This is a genomic window from Occallatibacter sp. (assembly GCF_049802275.1).
GTDB lineage: Bacteria > Acidobacteriota > Terriglobia > Terriglobales > Acidobacteriaceae > Telmatobacter.
The window spans coordinates 1-22,257 of record NZ_JBARMD010000413.1 but is presented as its reverse complement, the minus strand read 5'-3'; the positions used below and the strand labels follow the sequence as shown (position 1 = coordinate 22,257).

At 57.2% G+C, this 22,257-nt stretch carries 12 protein-coding genes and 1 pseudogene; 7 read left to right on the top strand and 6 right to left on the bottom strand.

The features are described 5' to 3' along the window. From WA354_RS14500 to WA354_RS14490, 3 genes are all read right to left on the bottom strand, one after another. Positions 1-2,521, bottom strand: a 2,521-nt coding sequence (locus tag WA354_RS14500) for a sodium-translocating pyrophosphatase (RefSeq protein ID WP_472813729.1), incomplete at its 3' end; no start/stop codon positions are given. 411 nt (positions 2,522-2,932) lie between these two features. Beyond that, complete coding sequence (locus WA354_RS14495; protein WP_472813730.1) at positions 2,933-4,600, bottom strand: ArnT family glycosyltransferase; 1,668 nt, start codon at positions 4,598-4,600, stop codon at positions 2,933-2,935. 154 nt (positions 4,601-4,754) lie between these two features. Further along, positions 4,755-5,879 (bottom strand): ABC transporter permease, encoded by a 1,125-nt coding sequence (locus WA354_RS14490; RefSeq protein WP_472813728.1) that lies wholly within the window; start codon positions 5,877-5,879, stop codon positions 4,755-4,757. A 283-nt stretch (positions 5,880-6,162) separates the two neighbouring features. Between WA354_RS14490 and WA354_RS14485 the strand changes: the two genes are divergently transcribed. Continuing rightward, positions 6,163-6,660, top strand: a complete 498-nt coding sequence (locus tag WA354_RS14485) for a helix-turn-helix domain-containing protein (RefSeq protein ID WP_472813727.1) — start codon at positions 6,163-6,165, stop codon at positions 6,658-6,660. Between the two features lie 301 nt (positions 6,661-6,961). Here the strand turns inward: WA354_RS14485 and WA354_RS14480 are convergent, their stop codons facing one another. Then, a complete protein-coding gene (locus WA354_RS14480) occupies positions 6,962-10,582 on the bottom strand; it encodes a TonB-dependent receptor (protein WP_472813726.1) in 3,621 nt (1,206 codons plus the stop codon). 280 nt (positions 10,583-10,862) lie between these two features. Here WA354_RS14480 and WA354_RS14475 point away from each other — a divergent pair, with 280 nt between their 5' ends. The 3 genes from WA354_RS14475 to WA354_RS14465 all read left to right on the top strand — a co-directional run bounded on the left by WA354_RS14475 (position 10,863) and on the right by WA354_RS14465 (position 16,060). Continuing rightward, positions 10,863-11,960, top strand: a complete 1,098-nt coding sequence (locus WA354_RS14475; RefSeq protein WP_472813725.1) for a LacI family DNA-binding transcriptional regulator — start codon at positions 10,863-10,865, stop codon at positions 11,958-11,960. Between the two features lie 93 nt (positions 11,961-12,053). After that, positions 12,054-14,705, top strand: coding sequence for a glycoside hydrolase family 2 protein (locus WA354_RS14470; RefSeq protein WP_472813724.1), 2,652 nt, complete (start codon positions 12,054-12,056; stop codon positions 14,703-14,705). Between the two features lie 8 nt (positions 14,706-14,713). Beyond that, entirely contained in the window at positions 14,714-16,060 is a 1,347-nt protein-coding gene (locus WA354_RS14465) for an APC family permease (RefSeq protein WP_472813723.1), read from the top strand. A 37-nt stretch (positions 16,061-16,097) separates the two neighbouring features. Here the strand turns inward: WA354_RS14465 and WA354_RS14460 are convergent, their stop codons facing one another. Next, a complete protein-coding gene (locus WA354_RS14460; RefSeq protein ID WP_472813722.1) occupies positions 16,098-18,419 on the bottom strand; it encodes an Orn/Lys/Arg family decarboxylase in 2,322 nt (773 codons plus the stop codon). 323 nt (positions 18,420-18,742) lie between these two features. On the opposite strand from WA354_RS14460, the gene metK reads away from it, so the two are divergent. Continuing rightward, positions 18,743-19,906 (top strand): methionine adenosyltransferase, encoded by a 1,164-nt coding sequence (metK, locus tag WA354_RS14455; RefSeq protein WP_472813721.1) that lies wholly within the window; start codon positions 18,743-18,745, stop codon positions 19,904-19,906. Between the two features lie 186 nt (positions 19,907-20,092). Beyond that, the gene (locus tag WA354_RS14450) at positions 20,093-20,560 is read left to right on the top strand and encodes a VOC family protein (protein ID WP_472813720.1); all 468 of its coding nucleotides are present in this window, start codon (positions 20,093-20,095) and stop codon (positions 20,558-20,560) included. A gap of 67 nt (positions 20,561-20,627) precedes the next feature. Here the strand turns inward: WA354_RS14450 and WA354_RS14445 are convergent, their stop codons facing one another. Beyond that, positions 20,628-21,800, bottom strand: a complete 1,173-nt coding sequence (locus WA354_RS14445; protein WP_472813719.1) for a PP2C family protein-serine/threonine phosphatase — start codon at positions 21,798-21,800, stop codon at positions 20,628-20,630. 193 nt (positions 21,801-21,993) lie between these two features. On the opposite strand from WA354_RS14445, the pseudogene WA354_RS14440 reads away from it, so the two are divergent. Continuing rightward, positions 21,994-22,257, top strand: a pseudogene (locus WA354_RS14440) (hypothetical protein); the annotation flags it as partial.

Sequence of the window (22,257 nt, the reverse complement as noted above, 5' to 3'; positions counted from 1 at the left end):
GGAAGAATGCGACTGCCAGTCCGCGTCCGAGCAGCGGATTGCTCGCATTAAGCGTCACTGCAAGCTCGACAGCAAGCAAACGGAACAAGGTGGTGAACTTGATGACCGGGTTGAGTGCCACCGACGAGGTGTCTTTGAACGGATCGCCGACGGTGTCTCCGATAACGGTTGCGTCGTGCAGAGGCGTCCCTTTCTGTTTCAGGTCGACCTCTACGACTTTCTTCGCGTTGTCCCATGCGCCGCCGGCATTCGCCATGAAGATCGCCTGGTACAAACCGAAGATCGCAATCGAGATCAGGTAGCCGATAAAGAAGAACGGCTCAACGAACGCGAACGCAAGTGTAGCGAAGAAGACAGCGAGAAAGATGTTGAACATACCTTTCTGCGCGTACTTGGTGCAGATTTCCACCACTTTTTTGCTGTCGGTGACCGATGCCTTCTCCGCGCCTTCAAGGTTGATGTTGGCCTTGATGAACTCCACCGCGCGGTAAGCGCCGGTGGTGACGGCCTGCATCGAAGCCCCGGTGAACCAGTAGATCATTGCCCCGCCGGTGATCAATCCGAGAAGGAATGGTGCATGCAGCAGAGAGAGGTTCTCTTTCCCATGGCTCAGTCCATCGGTAAGGGCCATGATGATCGAGAAAATCATCGTCGTTGCGCCCACCACAGCCGTGCCGATCAACACCGGCTTTGCCGAAGCTTTGAAGGTATTGCCGGCACCGTCATTGGCTTCCAGAAGGTATTTCGCGCGTTCAAACTTCACGTCGATGTTGTAGGTCTTCTTCAACTCAGCTTCGATGCCGGGAATGTTTTCGATCAATGACAACTCGTAGACCGATTGTGCGTTGTCGGTAACCGGCCCGTAAGAATCGACCGCGATCGTCACCGGCCCCATTCCCAGGAATCCGAATGCGACCAGGCCAAAAGCGAAGACCGCTGGGGCCAGCATCAGCGCATCCATCGAAGGACCTGTGCTGAAGTAATAGCCCAACGACATGAGCCCGACCATGCTCAATCCCAGCCAGTAGGCCGAGAAATTGCCGGCCACCAATCCCGACAGGATTCCCAGGGAGGCTCCGCCTTCCTTAGCCGAGGTCACAACTTCCTGCACGTGGCTCGAGCTGGTTGAAGTAAAGACCTTCACCAATTCGGGAATGATGGCGCCTGCCAGCGTTCCGCACGAGATGATCGATGCCAGCTTCCACCAGAGCGATCCGTCACCGAGCGTGGGAATCATGTAGTAGGAAACGATGAAGGTGAGGATGATGGAAACGATGGAAGTAATCCACACCAGCGAGGTCAGTGGCGCCTCAAAGTCCATCTCATCCGAGTTCGCGTATTTCGCATGAGCGATTGCGCCATTCAGGAAGTACGCGCCCGAGCTGGAGACAAGCATGGCCACGCGCATCACGAAGATCCATACCAGCAATTGCACCTGCGTCCTGGGATCGTGAACCGCCAGCAGGATGAAGGTAATCAAGGCCACGCCAGTGACGCCGTAGGTTTCAAAGCCATCGGCGCTGGGGCCAACGGAGTCGCCCGCGTTGTCACCCGTACAGTCGGCGATCACACCGGGATTGCGCGCGTCGTCTTCCTTGATCTTGAATACGATCTTCATCAGGTCCGCGCCAATATCGGCGATCTTGGTGAAGATGCCGCCGGCAATACGCAGGGCCGCCGCGCCCAGTGACTCGCCGATCGCGAAGCCGATGAAGCAAGGGCCTGCATAATCGCGTGGGATAAACAGAAGGATGAAAAGCATGATGAGCAGTTCGACCGAGATCAGCAACATGCCGATGCTCATGCCGGCCTTCAGCGGAATTGCATAGACCGGATACGGTTTGCCGCGCAACCCGGCAAATGCTGTCCGAGAGTTCGCAAATGTGTTGACGCGAATTCCGAACCACGCCACCCCGTAGCTGCCGCCGATGCCGATCAGCGAGAACAACAAAATGATCGGCAACGTAACCGCAATGGATTTTCCCGGTACCGGCGCCAGATAGCCGAAGTACAGCGAAATAATGACCGCGATAAATACCCAGAGCAGAAGAATGAACTTTCCCTGCGTGATCAGATATGTCTTGCACGTCTCATAAATCAGTTCCGAAATATCGCGCATCGAGCCATGAACCGGCAGGTTCTTCAACTGCACATAGATCGCCAGTCCGAACAACAAGCCGCCCACGCAGAACAGCAACCCGATCATCAGAAGGGCATGTCCGTTCATGCCGAGAAAATTCACGGTCGATAAATCCGGCAGTATCAGGTTGGCTTCGCCACCGCCCGCATGTTCCGTCTGCCCGTAAGCTAATGTGGGAAGCAGCACGGCCATAAGCGCCATGGCGGTCTTGTACCGCCGCTTCAAGAACGATTCAGCGCCTACCTTGAGGGCGCCGGCGATTCTGTGCATTTTCCGAGTCCCCTGGTCCGCGCCGATCACCTGGCGTCCGAAGAAAAAGGCTACGATGAGCGACAAAACGCTCACGGCCGGAAAGAAGTACACCCAGTCCTGTGCTGTCACAAGTCCTCCATGTTAAATTTCTGGTTGCCGTTTTAGCGGCAATCCGATGATCGCGACCCAACGACCTTCGGTTAGCCACCCGTGCAGGAAAATAGCGTCCCGTAAGAGTCCCGGCTCAAAGTCACCCGGAAGCCTATCATCCGTGCCAATCGCTGTCGAGTGATTGCAGTCACAAGCTTCCGACCCGCATTTTTTCTGGGAAAAGTTACTCCGCCGTGAATGGAATTGAACTATCGTTTGACGAAATCGCGGCAAGGACTTGACGGGCTGATGGCCAAGGTCGTCGCCATCGACGGATAGCGCACCTCGGCCAGCCTCATCGCCTCAGCCGTTCGCGAACTTGATTCGAAACCCGCCAACGATCCATCGCCCTCATCAAGGCAAGAAGTAATGATTGGCAGACCCTGAATTCTACTCAAGCGGAATAAATATCTTGTCCCCGGGGAGCTGTTTCTGCAGGTTGTCGCCGTTGATCAGTCTCGCCTGGCCGTCGGGCAGCGGACGCAGCTTGAACAGCACCAGCACGTTGCGTTCCGGGTCGTCGAATGCCTTGAAACTGGCCACCTGTTCGAGTGAATAGTGCGTATGAATATCCTCAAGCGTCCCACGATCAATATCGTTCCAGGTTGCCCACCAGCCCGGCTTGTAGATCACCAGCTTTGTTCCCAGATCAGGATATGCCTGCGTGTGCATGCTGAAGTCATCGCAGAGTGTCTGTACATGCGAGATGAGTGAGATCTCGTCCCCGCTGATTGAAACCAGCACTCGGTTTCCGTTGGGATGCTGATCGATATATGCCGTGAGCTCCCGTGCCGCCGTCACAAACGTGTATTCAGGATGCGCAGCGAAGCTCGCTGTCTGCACACCATTCGCCACAATGGCCATTGCCGTCACGGCTATCGCACCGTAGCCCAGCAGCCGTATCGACCCCGCCCGTGCTACTAACTCCGCCGCACCCATGGCCACAATCAAAAAGCAGAATACGGCGATCAGTGCAAAGTAGCGTGGCTGCGGATGATTCTGGTAGGTCATGAAAAGGATGTAGCCGCCGGCCGCCAATATCGATGCGCCGAACACCGGATCCAGCAGCAGCCCCGGCCGTTTGCCTGCGCTCTTCCATGCGATCAAGGCAGCCGCCAACACCGTACCAATCAGCACCGCGCCAAGTGGAATCAGAATGTGGTCAATCCAAATCAATCCGCGCACTGACCACCAGAAGCTCAACAGCGGCCAGTAAAACTCGGTCGGCTTCACGTACTTATTGATGAACAACAGAAATTTGTAATCTCCGAAATATCCAAACGCCACCACCAGCATCATCCATGCGCTGAAGGTCACCGCAAATACCCAGAACGACACAGCCGCACAACGCACAGCACGCGGGTGAAACCATGCGCGAAGACTGGAGCGTGTGCGATCAGAATCGATTTCTACGCTATTGCGAATTGGATTGTCGATCGGATTCCAGAAGGACGCGAAGAGAGCCCATGCCAATGCCGGCAACAAAAATATCGCCGTCGTCTTCGTCAACATCATCAGCGTAAACAACACTCCAACGACCGCCGATGCAGCCACAGGTCGTCGCATGCGCGGCAGGCGTACTACCAGGTTCAACGCAGCCAGCAAAAGCGTGGTCAGCATCGGTTCCAGGATTGCCAGTCGGCTGAAGCAGTAAAGAAATGGATTGGTCACCATCAGCGTCAACGCCAGCAGAGCCATCCACTTCGGCCCGCGCGGACGCAACAGCGTATAGCACAGAACAAGGTTGGCAAAAAAGAACGCCACCGCCAGCCCTCGCGCCGCCTGTACAGATACTCCCGTGAAGAAGAACAGAATCCACTCTAGAAAGGGCCACACCGGGACGGCAGGCGCAGGGTTGAAATCTCCCGGCACATACCAGTGCCCGAACAGGTGCGCACGAATTGCCGCATTCCCGTACCAGCCCTCATCGGTGTACTTGGCCCAGTCGATGTGCCAGGCCGTGTGGTTGGGAAAGTCGGCCGCAAGATTCAGCGCGTGGATCACCGCAAAAATGCAGATCAAAACCATCCACGCCGCATAGAGCCACCGCTTTGACACGATAGTCAATAGATATCTCTCCGCTGTTGCAGCAGATCTCTCTCACAGTTGCGGGGGAATTAACTAAAGTATAACGCTGTAAGTAAAACGATCTTCCTTTATGTGGGATGCAGCCTCCTGGTGTTGAAGCTCCACAAAAAGGCGGCCGCGGTAATTATTCGTACGCCAGCGCGTCGATGGGATCCTTGCGCGCCGCCATCCACGCCGGATACAAAGCCCCGCAAAGAGCTCCTGCAAATGCGATTGCAGCGCCTTGAATCAGCCAATGCTGAGTGATTTCAAAGTGCTGTGTCGGAAATGCGCGAAGCAGGATGATTTTCACAAGATATGTTCCCGCAATTCCCAACAGCACGCCCGCCACCGCCATCACCGCTGTCTCTCTCAGCACCACGCTTACGATGGTGGATTTTGACGAGCCAAGCGATTTGAGAATTCCGATCTCGCGCGTCCGCTCCAACACCGCCGTGTACATCGACTGAAAGATCACAAGGAATCCCACAATCACCGCGATGCTGGTCACCACTTCGAGAGCAAGATTAAAGCCGGGCAGCTTCTCCGGTGTCATCTCCGACAGCCATTCTTCCATGGTCGACACCGGATAATCGCGCAACCCCGGCGTGGCATGGATCTCCTGAATCACCGTCTCGTCGTTGGCCGGATTGTCCACCTTGATATAGAACAGCGACGCCTTGCCGATCGCGCCAGTCAGTTCCCCCATGGTCGTGATCGGAATCAGCTTGCGCCCGCCGTGCCCATGCTCCACGATGCCGCAGATGCGAAACTCATTGTTCAGCATCGGAATCTTGTCGCCAACGGCATACGGCTTTCCGGTCGTTGGATTCTTGCTGCGCGGCCCGGCAAACACGTCATCCACAATTACGTCGTACGGTCCGGTGAATGGTCCGCCTGAGACGAACGCGAATGGCTTCAACGCGTTGAATGTCTCGTAGTCGATCCCATAAAGAATCTCGATTGCTCCGGCCGCGGTGAATTGCAGAATCGCCGGGGCCACTACCTGAACATGCGGCAACTGGCCTAACGGCCCCGCCAGCTTTTGTGACATCGGCGCTCCGCTCACTCCATTCATCGCGCTGGCATTCGAGGGCCGCATCATCAGGTCCGCCCCAATCCCGTTGGTCCGCTGCTTCTGGTCGTTCAGCATCCCCATAAAGATGCCCACGATCGAGAGGATCATGATCACTTCAATCGCCACCGCCGTAATGCTGATCAGCGAACGCAGAGGACGATGCAACAGGTTGGCAATCACGAGCTTATTCATCGCTTGGAGACGGCTCCGGAAAGCCCGGTACACGACTCAGGGCCTTCCTCATAAGGGTATCAGTCACCTCTCGGCTTCCCCAGGGCTCAAGTCCGGAGCGGTCCGGCCGATAACCGCCTCACGGTTTCAACTAGGTTTTGCACAAAGTAGGGTGACGTTACTCACTTTTCACCCCTCTAGCTCGATGATAAGAAAGGATGATAGAGTTGTTCTAATCGTGCAATGCCATAAGTAACTTGCCTGTGGATATCCCTCGGGCTATGATGTCGGGACTGGTTACCAAATGAGTACTTTTGGGGAAGAGCTTCGGACGCAGCGAATTTCGCGCGGCATCGCGCTGGAGCAGATCACTGCGGTCACCAAGATCAGCCAACGCCACCTGGTCGCGCTGGAGCAGGATCGCTATCAGCAATTGCCGGGCGGAATCCTCAGTAAGGGCATCGTTCGCGGCTACGTCAGCGCCATCGGCCTTGATACGAACGATTGGACCGACCGATTCCTGAAAGCCTCCTACGAAAAGGGCGCGCCCGTCGACCCGGCAGCAGACGGCTGGGCCACCTTCGCCTCCAATGTCGGCAAGGAGCGCATGGAACGCCGTGAAGCCATGGAACAGCGCCTCCGCTGGGTGGGCGCCATCGTTCTCGTTGCCCTTGTCGCAGCGCTAGGCTTCTTCACCGTCCGCTACTTCGGCGTCCGCGCCGGCTGGTGGAGCTCCGTGATTCCCCTCCCGCAAAAAGCCCATGCCACCATCGCGCACCTGGCTTCCTGGACGCGACGCTAGACACATCTATTCCAAGCGATCGACCTGGCTGAGCTAACGTCGTCCTCTGCTCAGAACCCGCGCGAGCTGAGATGTTTATCGAGCGGCGACGTTCGAATCGGTCACCATGCACCCGGAAACTCAGAAACACGTGACCAAAAGGGCTGATTCTGTGTCCCGGAAGTGCGGTCAGAATGATCCCGGGACTTAGAACTGCAGTCCAGTCGTTTGATGAAACGAGGGTCCGTCAAGTGCCGAAGGGCCAATCGCTTTGGTAGCAACTGGCCCTTGTATTTGTTCGGATGGGGCGTAACCACCGCCCTCAGAACGCGAATCGCGCGCCAAACTGAAACTGTCGCGGGGTATTCACGGTCCCTGTAATCTGGCCAAAGACTGCCGCTACGTCGGGTTGCGTGTTCACTGCGAAGATGCTCGGCACCCCCGGCATCCCAAGTTGCGCCCGGTTCGCAATGTTGTAGGAGGAGATCTCCAGGCGCAGAGCCCTCTCGCCACCAAGCGAGAAGTTCTTGTAGAGCGACAGATCGAAGTCCTGCGCGCCCATGGTGCGGACGTGGTCGAGATATGCTGGTGCACTTCCGGCAACCAGCGGATTGGCAGTGGAAAGATCTGTAGAGCCCTGCGCGACACCCGGTATGGTGAAGCAGGAATAGTTGAACCATGTCGTTGCCGAATGAGGAGCTCCTTTGCTGGGGTCGCAGACCATGTCGGCTCGTTGGTTGAAGTAGGACGGTGACGTTCCTGAAACGGGCGAGGCGACGGGGATGCCAGTGCTGAGGTACGCAATGACATTCGCGGTCCATCCGCCCAGGATGGCATCTCCAACTCCGTTCAGGTTGACGGCTCTTCCCTTGCCTACCGGCAAATCGTAGGATGCCTGTCCTGTGAACTGATATTTCACGTCCTGTGGGCTGACGGAATGTTCCAAACTAAGGTTTTTCCAGTCTTGCGCAGCGCCCCCGTGCGATCCGACAAAGCCCAGCGGCGGATTGCCATCATCGGTCATCAACTTCGCCCAGGTAAAGCTCGCGAGCGCGGTGAAGTGGTGAGTCAATCTCTTTTGCACCTTGGTCTGAAGGGAGTTGTAGCTGGAATCTCCGCCAGGATAAGCACTCACGTTAACGCCATTACCAGCGCCATAGCTGCCGTTGCCGAACTGTGGAAATTCCTGCAGCGAGATCCACAATGGAACAGTGGCAGAACCATAATTGGAGTTTGTTGGTGGAAGGATAGCTGTCCAATTATTGGAAACCATCTCGCAAGCGGGATCTGAGGTGTCCACGCAAAGAGAGGCACCGTATTTCGCTATTGTTTGCAGGTCAAGCTGATTCAGATCAACTCCGCCAAGCGGCAGGTGAAGTCCACGGCTACCCACATATCCGGCACTTACGACAATCTCATGAGGAAGCTGATATTCCAGACCGAAATTGTAGTTGTAAGTCGTGGTTGTGGGCTGTGAATGGAGCATGGTGGCGAGCGAAATGCCCAGATTGTTTCCGAGGCCTGTTGGAGGGCTGCTGAAGGTGGGAACCACACCCTGCGGGAATGGATTGCTCAGGGAATAAATTCCAGTCTCGCTAGGCGCTGGATCGCCGGGAGAGGCATTCGCACAGGCTGAGGTGCCGTTATACACGGTGTTGCCGTCGGCGTTGTAGCAGGTGGCATCCCAGTTTGTTACCGAAGAAAACCCATCGCTGTTGAGCGATGCGCTGCCGACCATCTGTGAACTGGGGCCGTAGTAGAAGCCGCCACCGCCGCGCACGACGAAACGATCAACTGGCTGCCACGAGAGACCCAGCCGAGGTCCGAAATTTGTGAAGTTGGTCGCAAAGGGCGAGCGGTTCTTGCTGTTGACGTAGACCTCGGCACCGGTATAGGAAACGCCGCCCACGGTATTCGATGCGGTCGGGTCAAAGTATTCCAGGCGATTGTACCGCTCATTTCGACCTACAAAAATATCCCAGCGCAGCCCCGCAGTGATCGTCAACGATCTGGTGGGGCGAAACGTGTCTTCGATAAATGACGCGTAGTAAGGATTGGACTCGGCAACAAATAGATCTTTGGTGAAATTGTAGCCTTCGCTTCCCGGCGTGGACCCCATTCCGATCAGGAAGGATGCAAAGTCACTACCGCCGCCTCCGCCGGAGACTGTCTGGTCAGTTGCCGAAAGGTCGAAAGCGTAGGCACCCGAGGAAGCGGGCGGCTGGCCGACGTTTAAGAATCGCTTCATGAACTCAAACCCGGCACTGATTTCGTGCTTGCCCATGAGCTTCGTGATCGTTGCGCTAGCGTCATTATTTTCGCTGGCGTACTGGAACGTATTCCAATTGGCAGTGCCCCCGATGCCGCCGCCCGCATCCCAGAAGTTTACGTAGGGCAGAGTCTTGTACACCTGCTCGGCCGCCAGCGAGGCCGGAAAACCAAGCTTGGTGATGTCGTACCCGTCCTGTCGCGGGTCGCCGCTCTGGTTCTCGTAGTGGCGCGTGAACGAATATCGCAATTGCAAAGCAGTCGAAGAATTGATCGTGAGGTCGTCGGCGACTATGATGTTGCGCCCGTTGGTCACGTTCTGCGCGTAGTTCAAATCCCACATATTGTCGAACGCATTCACGAGCGAGAAAAACAGGCGGTCGAAGGAAAACCGGCCAAAAATCCGCTGCTTCTCGCTTTGGGTCCAATCCATGCGGATGTCGAACTTCTGTGCGGTCATGGGATCAAGACCCGGGACGCGCAAGTTGTTGAACGCTCCGGTCGTATCCGAATCGCAGGTGCTCGCACTTGGATAATTGCACTTTGGAAATTGCGCGAGAAACTGCAGCGCGGTCGGATTGGGGTTGGCGATCACATTGTTAGCGAACGGCTGTCGCGTGCCATCCGCGTTGTCGGGAAGCAGCGGATCATAGATCGTAAAATTATCGGCTGAGAAATCCCCTGTTCGTTCTGCGCTGGTCGGAACGGTGAAAATATTCGAACCGTCGAACTGCTCCTGCTGCGTCGCTTCATAGTCGGCAAAGAAGAAGAGCTTGTCACGTTTGATGGGACCGCCAATGGCGCCCCCTTCCTGATATCGATGGAACGCTGGCGCATCGTTTGGCAATCCGCCGGCCAACTGGGTCTGCTTGTTGAAGTACTCGTTTGCTGCCATCACGTTGGGTCTGAAAACGCCGAACAGGTCGCCGTGAAACTGGTCGCTGCCGGACTTTGAAACGATGCTGATCACGCCCGCACCACCGCTCTGATACGAGGCCGGGGTGTTCTGGGTTTCTACGCGAGTCTCCTGCACCCCGTCTTCCGGAATATCGAGCGCTGGAATGATAGCGCCCGCATTGTTCTCGGCGATTCCCAGCGGGCTACCGTCAACCATGTAGTAAACCGAACCGATGATGGCGCCGTTGATCGTGTAAGAGGAAACATCCACTCCCGGGCGGCCGCTCGTGATGCTGGAAATCTGCTGCGAACTGGAAGAATTTGGCGTGCCATTTGCCGGGGTAACGCCAGCGCTGAGTTGAACCAGATCGAAGACGTTGCGCGTAAGCAGCGGAACCCTGTCAATGGTGTCGGCTGAAATCAGTTGACCGACCGTGGAGTTACTCGACTCGACCAGCGCCGTGGCCGCATTAACGGTGACAACCTCACTTACGCTGCCAATCTTGAGCGAGATGTTCACCGTTGAGACCTGGTCAACCGAAACGCTGACGTTCTTCATAACCAGCGTTTCAAAGTTCTTGGCGCTCGCTGCCACCTGATAGGTGCCGGGAGCAAGCGAGACGAAGCTGTACAAGCCTGCCGCAGTAGATACGGTGGAGAGTTTTACCCCGTTCGTCTGGCTTTGCGCCACAACCTTCGCGCCTGGAATGATTGCCCCGGTTGGATCAGTCACCAGTCCGCTGATGGACCCTCTGCCGGCCTGGGCGACGGCGGCCACAGCAAATCCTAAAAGGATACAAATGACAAAAATGGACCGCATATACGCAGTCCGCGCACACAGGACATCCATAGCCACCCCCGGGGGTCAAACGTGCTATTCAAACGTTTGAATCTCTTGACAGCAGAATGTAGAATCGTTTCTTCTGCATGTCAAGCGGAAAGTGTTCAACGGTTCAGGCGGCACTCCGGCTCTCTGCGTCTCAAGACCGGAACACTGGCGTCTGTGGCACAATGACGCTGAATTGCCCAACACGCAAGATCTGGAGGGAGGCAAAACGGTGCAACGCAAATCCGGTCACGTAACGCTGCTGGATATTGCACAGGCCTGTGGATACTCAGTCTCAACCGTCTCGATCGTCCTGAGCGAGGCCCCGCTTTCGCAAAACGTTGCTGCCTCCACCCGCGACCGGATTCGGAAGATGGCAATTCAGCTCGGTTATCATCCCGACGCTTATGCCCGTTCTCTTCGCCGCCGTCGCAGCCAGACCATCGCGGTCCTTGCCTACGATCTCTCTGATCCGTTTTGTATCCCGATCGTCCATGGGATTCAGGCAGGTCTTCACCCGGCAGACTATCTGCCGCTCCTGGTGGACGCTCAGACGCAACGAAAACTCTTCGACAGCTATCTAAAGATGATCCTCGAACGAAGGGCAGAAGGCGTCATCGTCATCGCCAGCTGGATCTTTCAGGAAACCAACCTGCTCGAAGATGTCGAGAAGAACCAGGTCCCGATCGTAATCGTCGGACGCGACCTGACCCACAAAAAGGTTAGTTCCCTGCTGGTGGACAACGAGGCTGGCGGCGCACTTGCCATGCGCCATCTAATTGAACTCGGACACCGCAATATCGCCATCGTTCGCGGTCCGGAAGAACTATTCGACACTGAACCGCGCTGGGCTGGAGTGCAACGCGCCGCAGCGGAAGCAGGCGCCAAGGTTGACAGCAAGCTGGTGTTCCAATTGCCTAACCTGATGGATTCGACTTCCGGCTTTGAAGGTGGATTGCACTTCTCCAAAGAGATGCTGGCATCAGGACGGCCGTTTACCGCCGTGCTCGCATTCGACGACCTCACGGCGTTAGGAATCGTGCGCGGACTGACTGACGCAGGTCTCAAGGTTCCCGCCGATTGCTCCGTAGTTGGTTTCGATGACGTGCTGCCGGCGGCCGTTTCCACTCCCGGCATCACCACCATCCGCCAGCCGCTGAAAGAGATGGGATTGATGGCCTCGGAGTGGACGTTACAGGCAATCAACTCCCGCGAACACTCCAAAGCGCCACCGGTGAAGGTCTACAAAGCTCCGCCGGAACTTGTTGTGCGCATGTCTACCGCACGTCGAAAGCCTGCGTCGCGTCCAACATCGCGCTTGTCAATCTAGTGACCGAGGGAGATAAATCTTTGCTCAAACGATTGAATAAGCGCGAACTACGGTGGAAATCTGAACACACTCGTCCAGAAATGCCAGGTGCCCATGAACCCAAAATCTTTTGCATTCCTTGCTGTCTTCCTCCTGCCCGCGTTATTGGTTGCGGAAAAAACAACTCCCCTCCGCGATGACTGGCAGTTGCAGTCAGCATGCAAGGCGACCGCCACAGGAGAGGTGATCTCAACCACACGGTACGCACCCGAGGCATGGTTGAAGATCTCGGTACCGAGCACAGTGCTCGCCGCGCAGGTCAAGGCTGGCGTTTTCCCCGATCCTTACTTTGGCGACAACCTCCGCCACATTCCCGGGACGAGCTATCCGGTCGGACACAATTTCTCCAATCTTCCCATGCCCGCCGACAGCCCTTATGCATGCGGCTGGTGGTACCGCAAAGAGTTCAGCGCTCCGGCGCTCTCTGCAAAAGACAATCGCCTCTGGCTGCATTTCGGAGGGATAAACTATCGCGGCGAGATTTGGATCAACGGCCGCAGAATTGCCGATTCCTCTGCAATAGCTGGCGCATATCGTACCTACGATTTCGACATCACCGAATTCGTCGTTCCCGGCAAAGCAAATATCCTCGCCGTCAAAACCACGGCACCGACGGAAAAAGACCTCGGCATCAACTGGGTCGACTGGAATCCCTGTCCGCCAGACAAGGACATGGGCCTCTGGGGAACAGTGGACATCGTAGAAACCGGCTCCGTCACAGTTCGCTCCCCTCTTGTCGTCACTCACTTCCCAGATGCATCTCTTCACATTGCTGATCTCACGGTGTACGCGGAACTGCACAATGCCACCGCCAACCCGGTAAAGGGCGTCCTCGCCGGGACCACGGCTGGCGTGCACTTCGAGAAGCCTGTCGAATTAGCGGCCCACGAAAATCAAACCGTAGTCTTCAGCCCTGAGCAATTCCCTGCCCTTCGCGTACAGGATCCAAAGCCGTGGTGGCCGCGCCAGATGGGCGAACCTCACCTCGAGCACCTGACCATCAGTTTCAACGCTGAAGGCCAAACAACCGATGAGCAAAGCGTGAACTACGGCATTCGCGAAATCACGTCGGAGTTGACCACCAACGGCAGCCGCCTCTTCCGCATCAATGGCAAACCGATTCTGATTCGCGGCGCAGGCTGGTCGCAGGATATGCTGCTGCGCACCGATGATAAGCGCCTTCGCGACCAGTTCGAACTCGTGCAGGACATGAACCTCAACACCATCCGGCTCGAGGGCAAACTCGAGACCGACGAGTTCTTCCGTCTTGCCGACGAACGCGGCATCCTCGTCATGCTCGGCTGGTGCTGCTGCGATCACTGGGAACAGTGGAAGGATTGGACGCCGCAAGACCTGCCCATCGCTACGGCATCGCTCCGCTCTCAGATGCTTCGTCTGCGTCACCATGCCAGCCTTCTGGTGTGGCTCAACGGAAGCGACAATCCTCCGCCCGCCGACGTCGAGAAGGCTTACCTGCAAGTCGAGTCCGAAACCCACTGGCCAAACCCGATCCTTTCTTCCGCTTCCCAGGCACCGACAACCGTCACCGGGGAAAGCGGCGTAAAAATGACCGGCCCATACGATTACGTCGCGCCGAGCTATTGGTACACCGCACTCAAGTTCGGTGGCGCCATCGGCTACAACACCGAGACCAGTCCCGGGCCGGCTATCTCTTCCCTTGCAAGCCGCAGGCTTTTTCTCCCCGACCCCGAGGCATGGCCGCCTACCGCCAACTGGAGTCTCCATTACGGCGGCGGCGAATTCGTAAATTTGAAAGTCTTCGACTCGTCGATGGAAGCCGTTTACGCCAAGCCGAATTCGGCCGCCGACTATGAGCGCCTCGCGCAGACCATGACATACGACTCGGAACGTGCGATGTTCGAGGCATACAGCAAAAACAAGTACACCTCCACCGGCGTCATCCAGTGGATGCTCAATAATGCGTGGCCCTCGATGATTTGGCATCTCTACGACTACTACCTCGACACCGGCGGCGGCTACTTCGGTACAAAGAAGGCCTGCGAGCCGCTGCATATCCAGTACGCCTATGATGATCATTCCATCGACGTGGTGAACAGCACCTATATAGGTGCGGAGAATCTTCGTGCCAGCGTGCACGTATACGGCCTGGCATGGAACGAGCTCTACAGCGCGCAGTCAACCGTCAATTCAAACGCCGACAGCGCGCAACGCGTATTCACCGTTCCCGCAAACCTCTTTTCCGGCGCAGAACGGATTTTCTTCATCGACCTGTCACTCGCTGACTCAAGCGGTCATGCAGTGAGCCACAACTTCTACTGGGTGCCCGGTACACTCACTACCTTCGACTGGGAAAACACCGATTACACCCACACCCCCGCCGCTCGCCATGAAGACCTGACTGCGCTCGCTCACTTGCCTCCTGCGCAGATTGAAGCGCACGCCGAAATCGAAAACAACGCACACGGCCGCGAGATTTACGTGCATCTTGCCAACCATTCCAAAGCACTGGCATTCCAGCTCCGCGCCGCAGCGCGCACATCCTCGCGTGGCCTGATCGCGCCTGTATTCTGGTCCGACAACTGGATTGAGCTCGTGCCGGGAGAATCCACTACGCTCACGGCGCGGTTGCCTGAAGGAGAGGCCAACATGCCTGTGGTGCAAATCGATGGATGGAACGTCGCACCAATCTCTCTCACCCCCACCACCGCAGTCGCAGCACGTTGAGGATTTGAATGGCGGCCAGTTCCCAGTCGCAATCCGAAACGATCGGACTTAGGCGGACACTGCGTTTCCGCGACCTGGTCCTCTACGGAATCATTCTGATCCAGCCGACGGCGCCCATGCCGGTCTTTGGCGTCCTTTACACCGAATCCCGCGGGCACGTCGTCGCGGTAATCCTGCTTGCCATGATCGCCATGCTGTTTACCTCCGTCAGCTATGGCCGCATGGCACGTGTCTATCCACACGGTGGCTCCGCCTTTCTTTACGTCGGCAAGGAGATCCATCCCAGCCTTGGATATATCACTGGCTGGTGCCTTGTTCTCGATTACGTCATCAACCCGCTGATCTGCGTCATCTGGTGCAGTCGCGCGGCCATGAACTTCGTCCCGGAAATTCCTTATGTTGCATGGGCGATTTTATTCGCGCTGTTGTTCACGATTCTGAATTGCAACGGAGTAGAGACCTCGGCACGCATCAATGCCGGTATGGCTGCAGCGCTCGGCGTAGTCATTGTCCTGGTGCTCATCGCTTCCGTGCGCTGGATCCTCCATATGGCGCATCCCACTGCCGCCATATTTCTCGATCCCCTTTACAATCGAGCGAGCTTCAACTCAGGCGCCCTGCTGCATGGCACGTCCATTGCAGTGCTTACTTACATTGGATTTGATGGCATATCCACGCTGACTGACGAGGCAAAGGATCCATCTCGCAGCGTCCCTCGTGCCATCGTGCTCACTTGCCTCATCACCGGGATCCTTGCCAGCATCGAGGTCTATTTCGCGCAGCTGGTGTGGCCACGCGGAGCAGCTTTCCCCGACGTCACAACCGCTTATGTACATGTCGCCGGACGCATGGGCGGCCCGATTCTGCTGGCCATCGTCAATGCTTCACTTCTACTCGCCAACATGGGCTCGGGTATGGCCTCGCAACTTGGAGCTGCTCGCCTGCTTTACGCCATGGGACAGGACGGCGCAATCCCACGTCGCTTCTTCGGCGCTGTCAGCCTGAAGAATCGCATTCCAAGGAACAACGTCATTCTCATCGGCGCCGTCTGCCTCGCGGGAGCAATGATCCTGAACTTCGACCTTGGTGCAGAACTCCTCAACTACGGCGCCCTGCTGGCTTTCATTGGCGTCAACCTGTCATCGCTTTTACGCGGATGGCGCCACGGCCGCTGGTCGCAAACGATTCCCATGCTCATCTCCCTGGCTGGCATGATCACCTGTGCGGTCCTCTGGTGGAACCTCAGTCCCAAAGCGAAAGTCGTCGGCACCTGTTGGGCCATCGCCGGCATTTTGCTATGGATTGCTCGCCGCCGTTACACGGTTCTTCCCGCAGAAGCCGCAGACTGCGCATGACTCAGCGGCGGCACCGCCTCATTTCGGCACAAGTGGCTCAGCTCTTCGCCGGCTCCTCAATCACCGCGCGCATCCAGTAGTTCCCGTCGCCGTCCACTTCGATACCGTGAACTTCGCGCTCAAAGCCTGGAAACTGCTTGCCGAATTGCTCCATGGCAAGGATGAGCCTGATCACCGGCGACTCCGGTGCACCCAGGCGCTCGCCGGGCATCGACATGGGGATTCCCGGCGGATATGGAACAAGCATGAACGCAGCGATTCGGCCCGCCATTTCCTTGAACGGGATACTTTCAGTTTCGCGGCGAACAAGCTTTTGATAGGTCTGTGCGGGCGTGAGAACGGGATCGAAGTCCTCATCGCAGGCAGCGTTTACAAGACCAGGCAGATCCAGTTCGATCATCGCCAGGTGCATCTCATCGGAGAGTTCTCTGAGCGAGACATTGCGATATCGGTGAGGAAAGCGCTGGACCAGTTCCGGCAGCGCCTCTTCAAGCGATGCATCGGTATCGTACAGTCGCTTGAACTCGAAGAGATTTTCAAGCAGGCTGCCCCATTTGCCCTTTGAAGTTCCGACAGAGAAGAGCACCAGGACGGTATAGTCGCCGGTTCGCGCGATCTCGACACGGCGTGAGTCCAGAAACTCGGTAAGAATCGCCGCAGGGATTCCCCACGGCGACATGACGCCCTGGGCGTTAACCCCCGGTGTCAGAATCGTCACCTTGGTGGGGTCGAGCATGCAGTAGTCATCGGGCGAGTCTTCGTTCTGGTAACCGTGCCATTCATCGCCGCGCTTGAGGGTCCAGCAACTTGGTTCGGTTGTCAGAAGTTCGTCTTCCGCATCTTCAAACAGAATGCTTTCGCCCGTTGCAGGATCGGTGACGCGCTCGGGCTGATAGATGCCAAAAAACCAGCCATCGCCATTCTCAGATGTAGTGCGCAGACGGTGAGCAATGGAACTCATCGCCTGTCTGAAGCTGATGGCATCGGCCAGCGTCTCGTCCATCAATGTCGGCCCGGCGGGATCGTCCATCATGGCGGCGGCAACATCCAGCGAAGCAATCAGCGGATAGAAAGGCGAGGTGGTGCCATGCATCATGAAAGCTTCGTTGAACTGGTCGAAGTCAAGCGGAGCACGATCAGAGAGCTTGACATGGATCATCGAGCCCATTGAGAACGCGGCCAGCATCTTGTGCGTCGACTGCACAGAGAAAATGACGGGGCGGTCCACCATATCTTCCGGAACGCCCATTGCAAAACGCTGCCGATAGAGTGGATGAAACTTCGCATAGGCGTACCAGGCCTCGTCGAAGTGGACCCGTGGAACCGATCCGGCAAGTTGTTCCACCACTTCATCGACGTTGTAGCAGAGCCCGTCATAGGTGGAGTTGGTCACCACCGCATGCGTGGGTTGTTGCGATCGGGCCCCGGCTGCGAACGGGCTCCGGGCGATCAGTTCCTGTACCGAGCTCGGTGAGAATCGCTTAAGTGGAACCAGGCCGATCATGCCGTACCCATTGCGTGTCGGCTTGAAGTAGACCGGTCGCGCGCCCGTGACGGTGAGCGAGTGGCAGATGGATTTGTGGCAGTTGGCATCGGCCAGCACAATGTCGTCCTGCGCGATCACGCCGTGTCCGACAATTTGATTGGAAGTGCTCGAGCCGCCGAGCACGTAAAACGTCCAGTCAGCGCCGAAAATACGAGCTGCGTTGCGCTCTGACTCACCCGGAGGCCCGACGTGATCCAGCCATGAGCCAAGCGGCGCCGACGAGATTCCCAGGTCAGAGCGAAACAGGTTTTCGCCAAAGAAGCGATGGAACTCCTGCCCGACAGGATGCTTGAGAAAGGCAACTCCGCCCATGTGCCCGGGTGCATCCCACGAGTAGGCAGACTGGTCGTTATATTTAAGCAGTTCGCGAAAGTACGGCGGAAGCAGTTGATCATGGTAGCGCTCGATAGCGGTGTCGAGGCGCGAAGAGATAAAAGCAGGCGTATCTCCGAACAGATGGATGTACTCGTGCACTTGCTTGACGACTTCCAGCGGCAATTCCGAAACCAGCGTGCGATCGGCAATAAGAAAAATAGGCACCTTCTTGTTGCGGTGCCTTACGCCGCGAATAATGTCGAGTGCAGCCCGCTCTTCGAACTGCGAGTCGCCCTCAAGATCCCAATCGAGAAGAACAGCGGAATAACTCGGATCCGATGTAACCAGCGAGAGACCGTCCTCCGTCGAGGTGGTACGAACCACGGTATAACCCTCGTCACCAATGGCGTCGACGAGACGCTCCATGGCTCGGTCAGAAACCGAGTCGGTGCGCCCGACTTCACTGGCAATCAACAGAACCCAACGCTTCTCGCTCATTTTGTCTTTCCCGCTCCCATACGTCCTCAAATATCCTACGGGTTTCTTGTGAGCCGTGTGTAAAGCGCGCCGATTCTCCCATTAACCCCTCAGATTCACCCCTTGACCGACCGCCGTTCCCCGTTCGCTGACCCTCTTTGCCCTGCAGCCTTTCTCCAATTACCATAGAAGGATGCGCGCCGGTCTGGCCTCGGTCTGCCGAAGCGCGTTGTCTCTCGCTGCCGTTCGAAAAAATCGCAACGGCCCAGGCTCCCGATTGAGCTTCTTCAGCCATGTGCGGCAGGCAATCATCTTGAATCCCTTCAATGGGGAGGAATGCAAAGTTGAGCGATCGTTTTTTGTTTACCTCTGAATCGGTCACGGAAGGTCATCCCGACAAAATTGCCGACCAGGTTTCCGACGCCATCCTGGACGCCTGTCTTGAACAGGATCCGTACAGCCGCGTTGCAGCCGAAACCCTGACCGCAACCGGCCTCGTCGTGATCGCTGGTGAAATCACCACCAAGGCCTACGTTGACTTCCAGAGCCTCGTACGCGGCGTCGTCGCCTCCATCGGCTACGACAATGCCATCTACGGCTTCGACTCCAACACCTGCGCCGTGATCTCGACCATCAACAAGCAGTCAGGCGACATCGCACAGGGCGTTGACACCGGTGGCGCCGGCGACCAGGGCATGATGTTCGGCTATGCGGTCAACGAGACCCCCGAATTGATGCCTGCAGCCATCTCGCTGGCGCACAAGCTAACCCACCAGCTCAGCAAGGTGCGTAAGAACGGCAAGCTGCCGTATCTCCGTCCCGACGGCAAGAGCCAGGTCACCATCGAGTACGACGAGAACGGCAAGCCGGCACGCATTGATGCCGTCGTCATCTCCAGCCAGCACGCCGAGACCGTCGGCAACGACGAGCTTCACGCTGACGTCCTCAAGCACGTCATCCAGGCCGTCCTTCCCGCCAAGTGGCTCGACGAGCGCACGAAGTACCACATCAATCCGACTGGACGTTTTGTGATCGGCGGCCCCATGGGCGATACCGGACTCACCGGACGCAAGATCATCGTTGACACCTACGGCGGCGCGGGCCGTCATGGCGGCGGAGCTTTCTCGGGCAAGGACCCGACCAAGGTCGACCGCTCGGCTGCATACGTAGCCCGCTACATCGCCAAGAACATCGTGGCTGCCGGTCTGGCTGACAAGGCTGAAGTCCAGCTCGCCTACGCCATCGGCATCGCCGAACCCGTCAGCGTGCGCATCGACACATTCGGCACCGGCAAAGTTGGCGAAGCAAAGCTGACCGAACTCGTCCGCAAAAACTTCTCGCTCACGCCAAAGGGCATCATCGAGAGCCTCAACCTCCGCCGGCCTATCTACAGGCAGACGGCTGCCTATGGCCACTTTGGCCGCACCGAGCCCGAGTTCACATGGGAAGCGACCGACAAGGCTGCAAAGCTGGCCGAGCAGGCCGGCGTTGCGGTCGCCGCGAAGTAAAACAAGTAGCAAGCCAGGACCATGGGATCCTCGAAAGGGGATCCCATTTTCTATTCCGGGAACCTTCTTCACTCAGGATCCCGCGGAATTCATAGCCTTTTTATCCACGCACTCGTGGGCAGGGTTCCCTCGTTTTTCCAGAAGGTGTAGGCTCATTTCCGTACGCGAAAAACCGGAGGTTCCCCAATGGCAAAATCCGTGAAACCCATTCCTGACGGATACCACTCCGTTACGCCTTATCTCATCATCGGCAAAGGCAGGGCAAGCGAAGCGATCGATTTCTACGCCCGCGCATTTAACGCCAAAGAAGTCATGCGAATGCCCGGGCAGCAGGGCCGCATTGCCCATGCAGAAATACAACTCGGCGACTCAAGAATCATGCTGGCAGACGAATCCCCCCAGATTGACGCTTACGGCCCGGATCACTTCAAGGGCTCGCCCGTCACCCTCCTCGTCTACGTGCCAGATGTTGATGCAACCACCAAACAAGCCACCGCAGCAGGCGCATCGGTGGAGCGGCCGATCGCTGACCAGTTCTATGGCGACCGCACAGCCGGTCTCAAGGATCCTTTTGGCCACGTGTGGTATCTCGCCACCCACGTCCGCGACGTCTCCAAGGAGGAGATGGAGCAACATATGCATGCCTCAGCCTGAGCGAAGTAAGGCAGGGACAGTGAAGGGGCTCCCACGCGGAGTCCCTTCGCATCTGCAAATGCCGCCGCTATACCGCAGGCGGTAGCGGCTCCATCCGTACCGGCACGTCGCTGGCAGCCAGGCGTTCGATGGTGACCACTGTGATGTCGTCTTCTTGCCCAAACTTAACCGCGGCGGCGACGATTGCAGCGGCGGACTGGGTCGAAATTGCCTTGGCGCGCTCGAAGCCGAATAGTTCTCCGCTCTTGTTCTGCGCCTCGACCACGCCATCTGAGTAAAAAGTAAGTCGGCTCCCGGGTCGCAGTTCGAATTGCCTGGTTTCGAATTTCCCGCTGTCGGCTATCCCCAGAGGCAACGCACCGGGAAGCTCCATCTCCTTGCCGTCCAGGTAAGGGGACAGGTGGCCCGCGTTGGCGATCGTTACCACGCCATCCCCTGAGACGAGCGCGGCAACGGCTGTTGCAAATCCCCCCATGCTGCGGCCGACCAGGCGCACGTGCAGTCTGCGCAGCATAAGAACGGGATCGCTGCTGTCTTCGGCCACAGTGCGAATTGAGCCGACCAGCATGGATACCAGCATCGCCGCCGGCAACCCCTTGCCCGCCACGTCTCCGACTACGATTAGCAGACCGTCGTCACCGGCTGGCAGCACTTGAAAGAAATCGCCGCCAACTTGCGTGGCCGGCTGATAAACAGATTCGACGACATAGCCCGGAAATGGCTCACTCTTCTCCGGCACAATGACCTGCTGGACCTCGCGCGCGGCAGCTATCTCCGCCTCCAGTAGCGCCTTCTCAGTATGAGCATGGATGTGGCGTCGGCTCTCGGTCACGAAGACGTAAACAAATCCCGTATATCCAAGACAAACAGCAATCATGATCGCCGTGCAATCAAATGCGAGCCGGTCTCGCACGTGCTGTGTCTCGGCTACATTCATCTGCGTCTGCTGCGGAGCGTCAGGGAGCCAGTGTCCCACCGCGCTCATCACCACGAACTGCACGGCGAACACCGGTATGGTTCCCATCCACCATCGCGAGCGCAGCGTCACCCCTGTCACCGCGTAGACAATCGCGAAGAGGCCCGAAAGCACAACCGTCAGCGCGAACTTGAGCGTCGACTGCCGCCCGACATTCACGATGTCGCTTACGAACCCCATCGTGGTGAACGTTAGAAACACGGCCAGCAGAGCAATGATGATGGACCTTCGTGGTGTGTTTCGCCATGGGCTTACGTCAATCATCAAATTTGCGCTTCCTCCCCGATTGCGCAGGCATAACCGACAATTCCGGCCCCGCCCGTTCAGACAGCGTGGGTTAAAGTCTACGCCAGGCGCGCGCGATTTCCAGAATCTCTGTCTCGACCGTCGATCGAAGCCACACCCGGTGCTTTAGAATCTTCCCGTACCGATTCACGCACTTTATCAGGGAGATAACATGCGCTTTTTCAATGTTGCCGCGCTGGCTTTGGGGCTCGCTGCGTCCGTGGCGGGTGCGCAATCCGGAGCATACTGGGACTACTACGGAAAGACGGGACCACTCGCCTGGGGCCATCTTGACCCCTCCTACCAGGCTTGCTCTAAAGGACACGAGCAGTCCCCCATCGACATTCGCGGCGCGCACCTGAACAAGACTCTCCAACCTATCGAATTTCATTACATTGCCGGCCCGGTCACGATGGAAAATGACGGCCGCCGGATC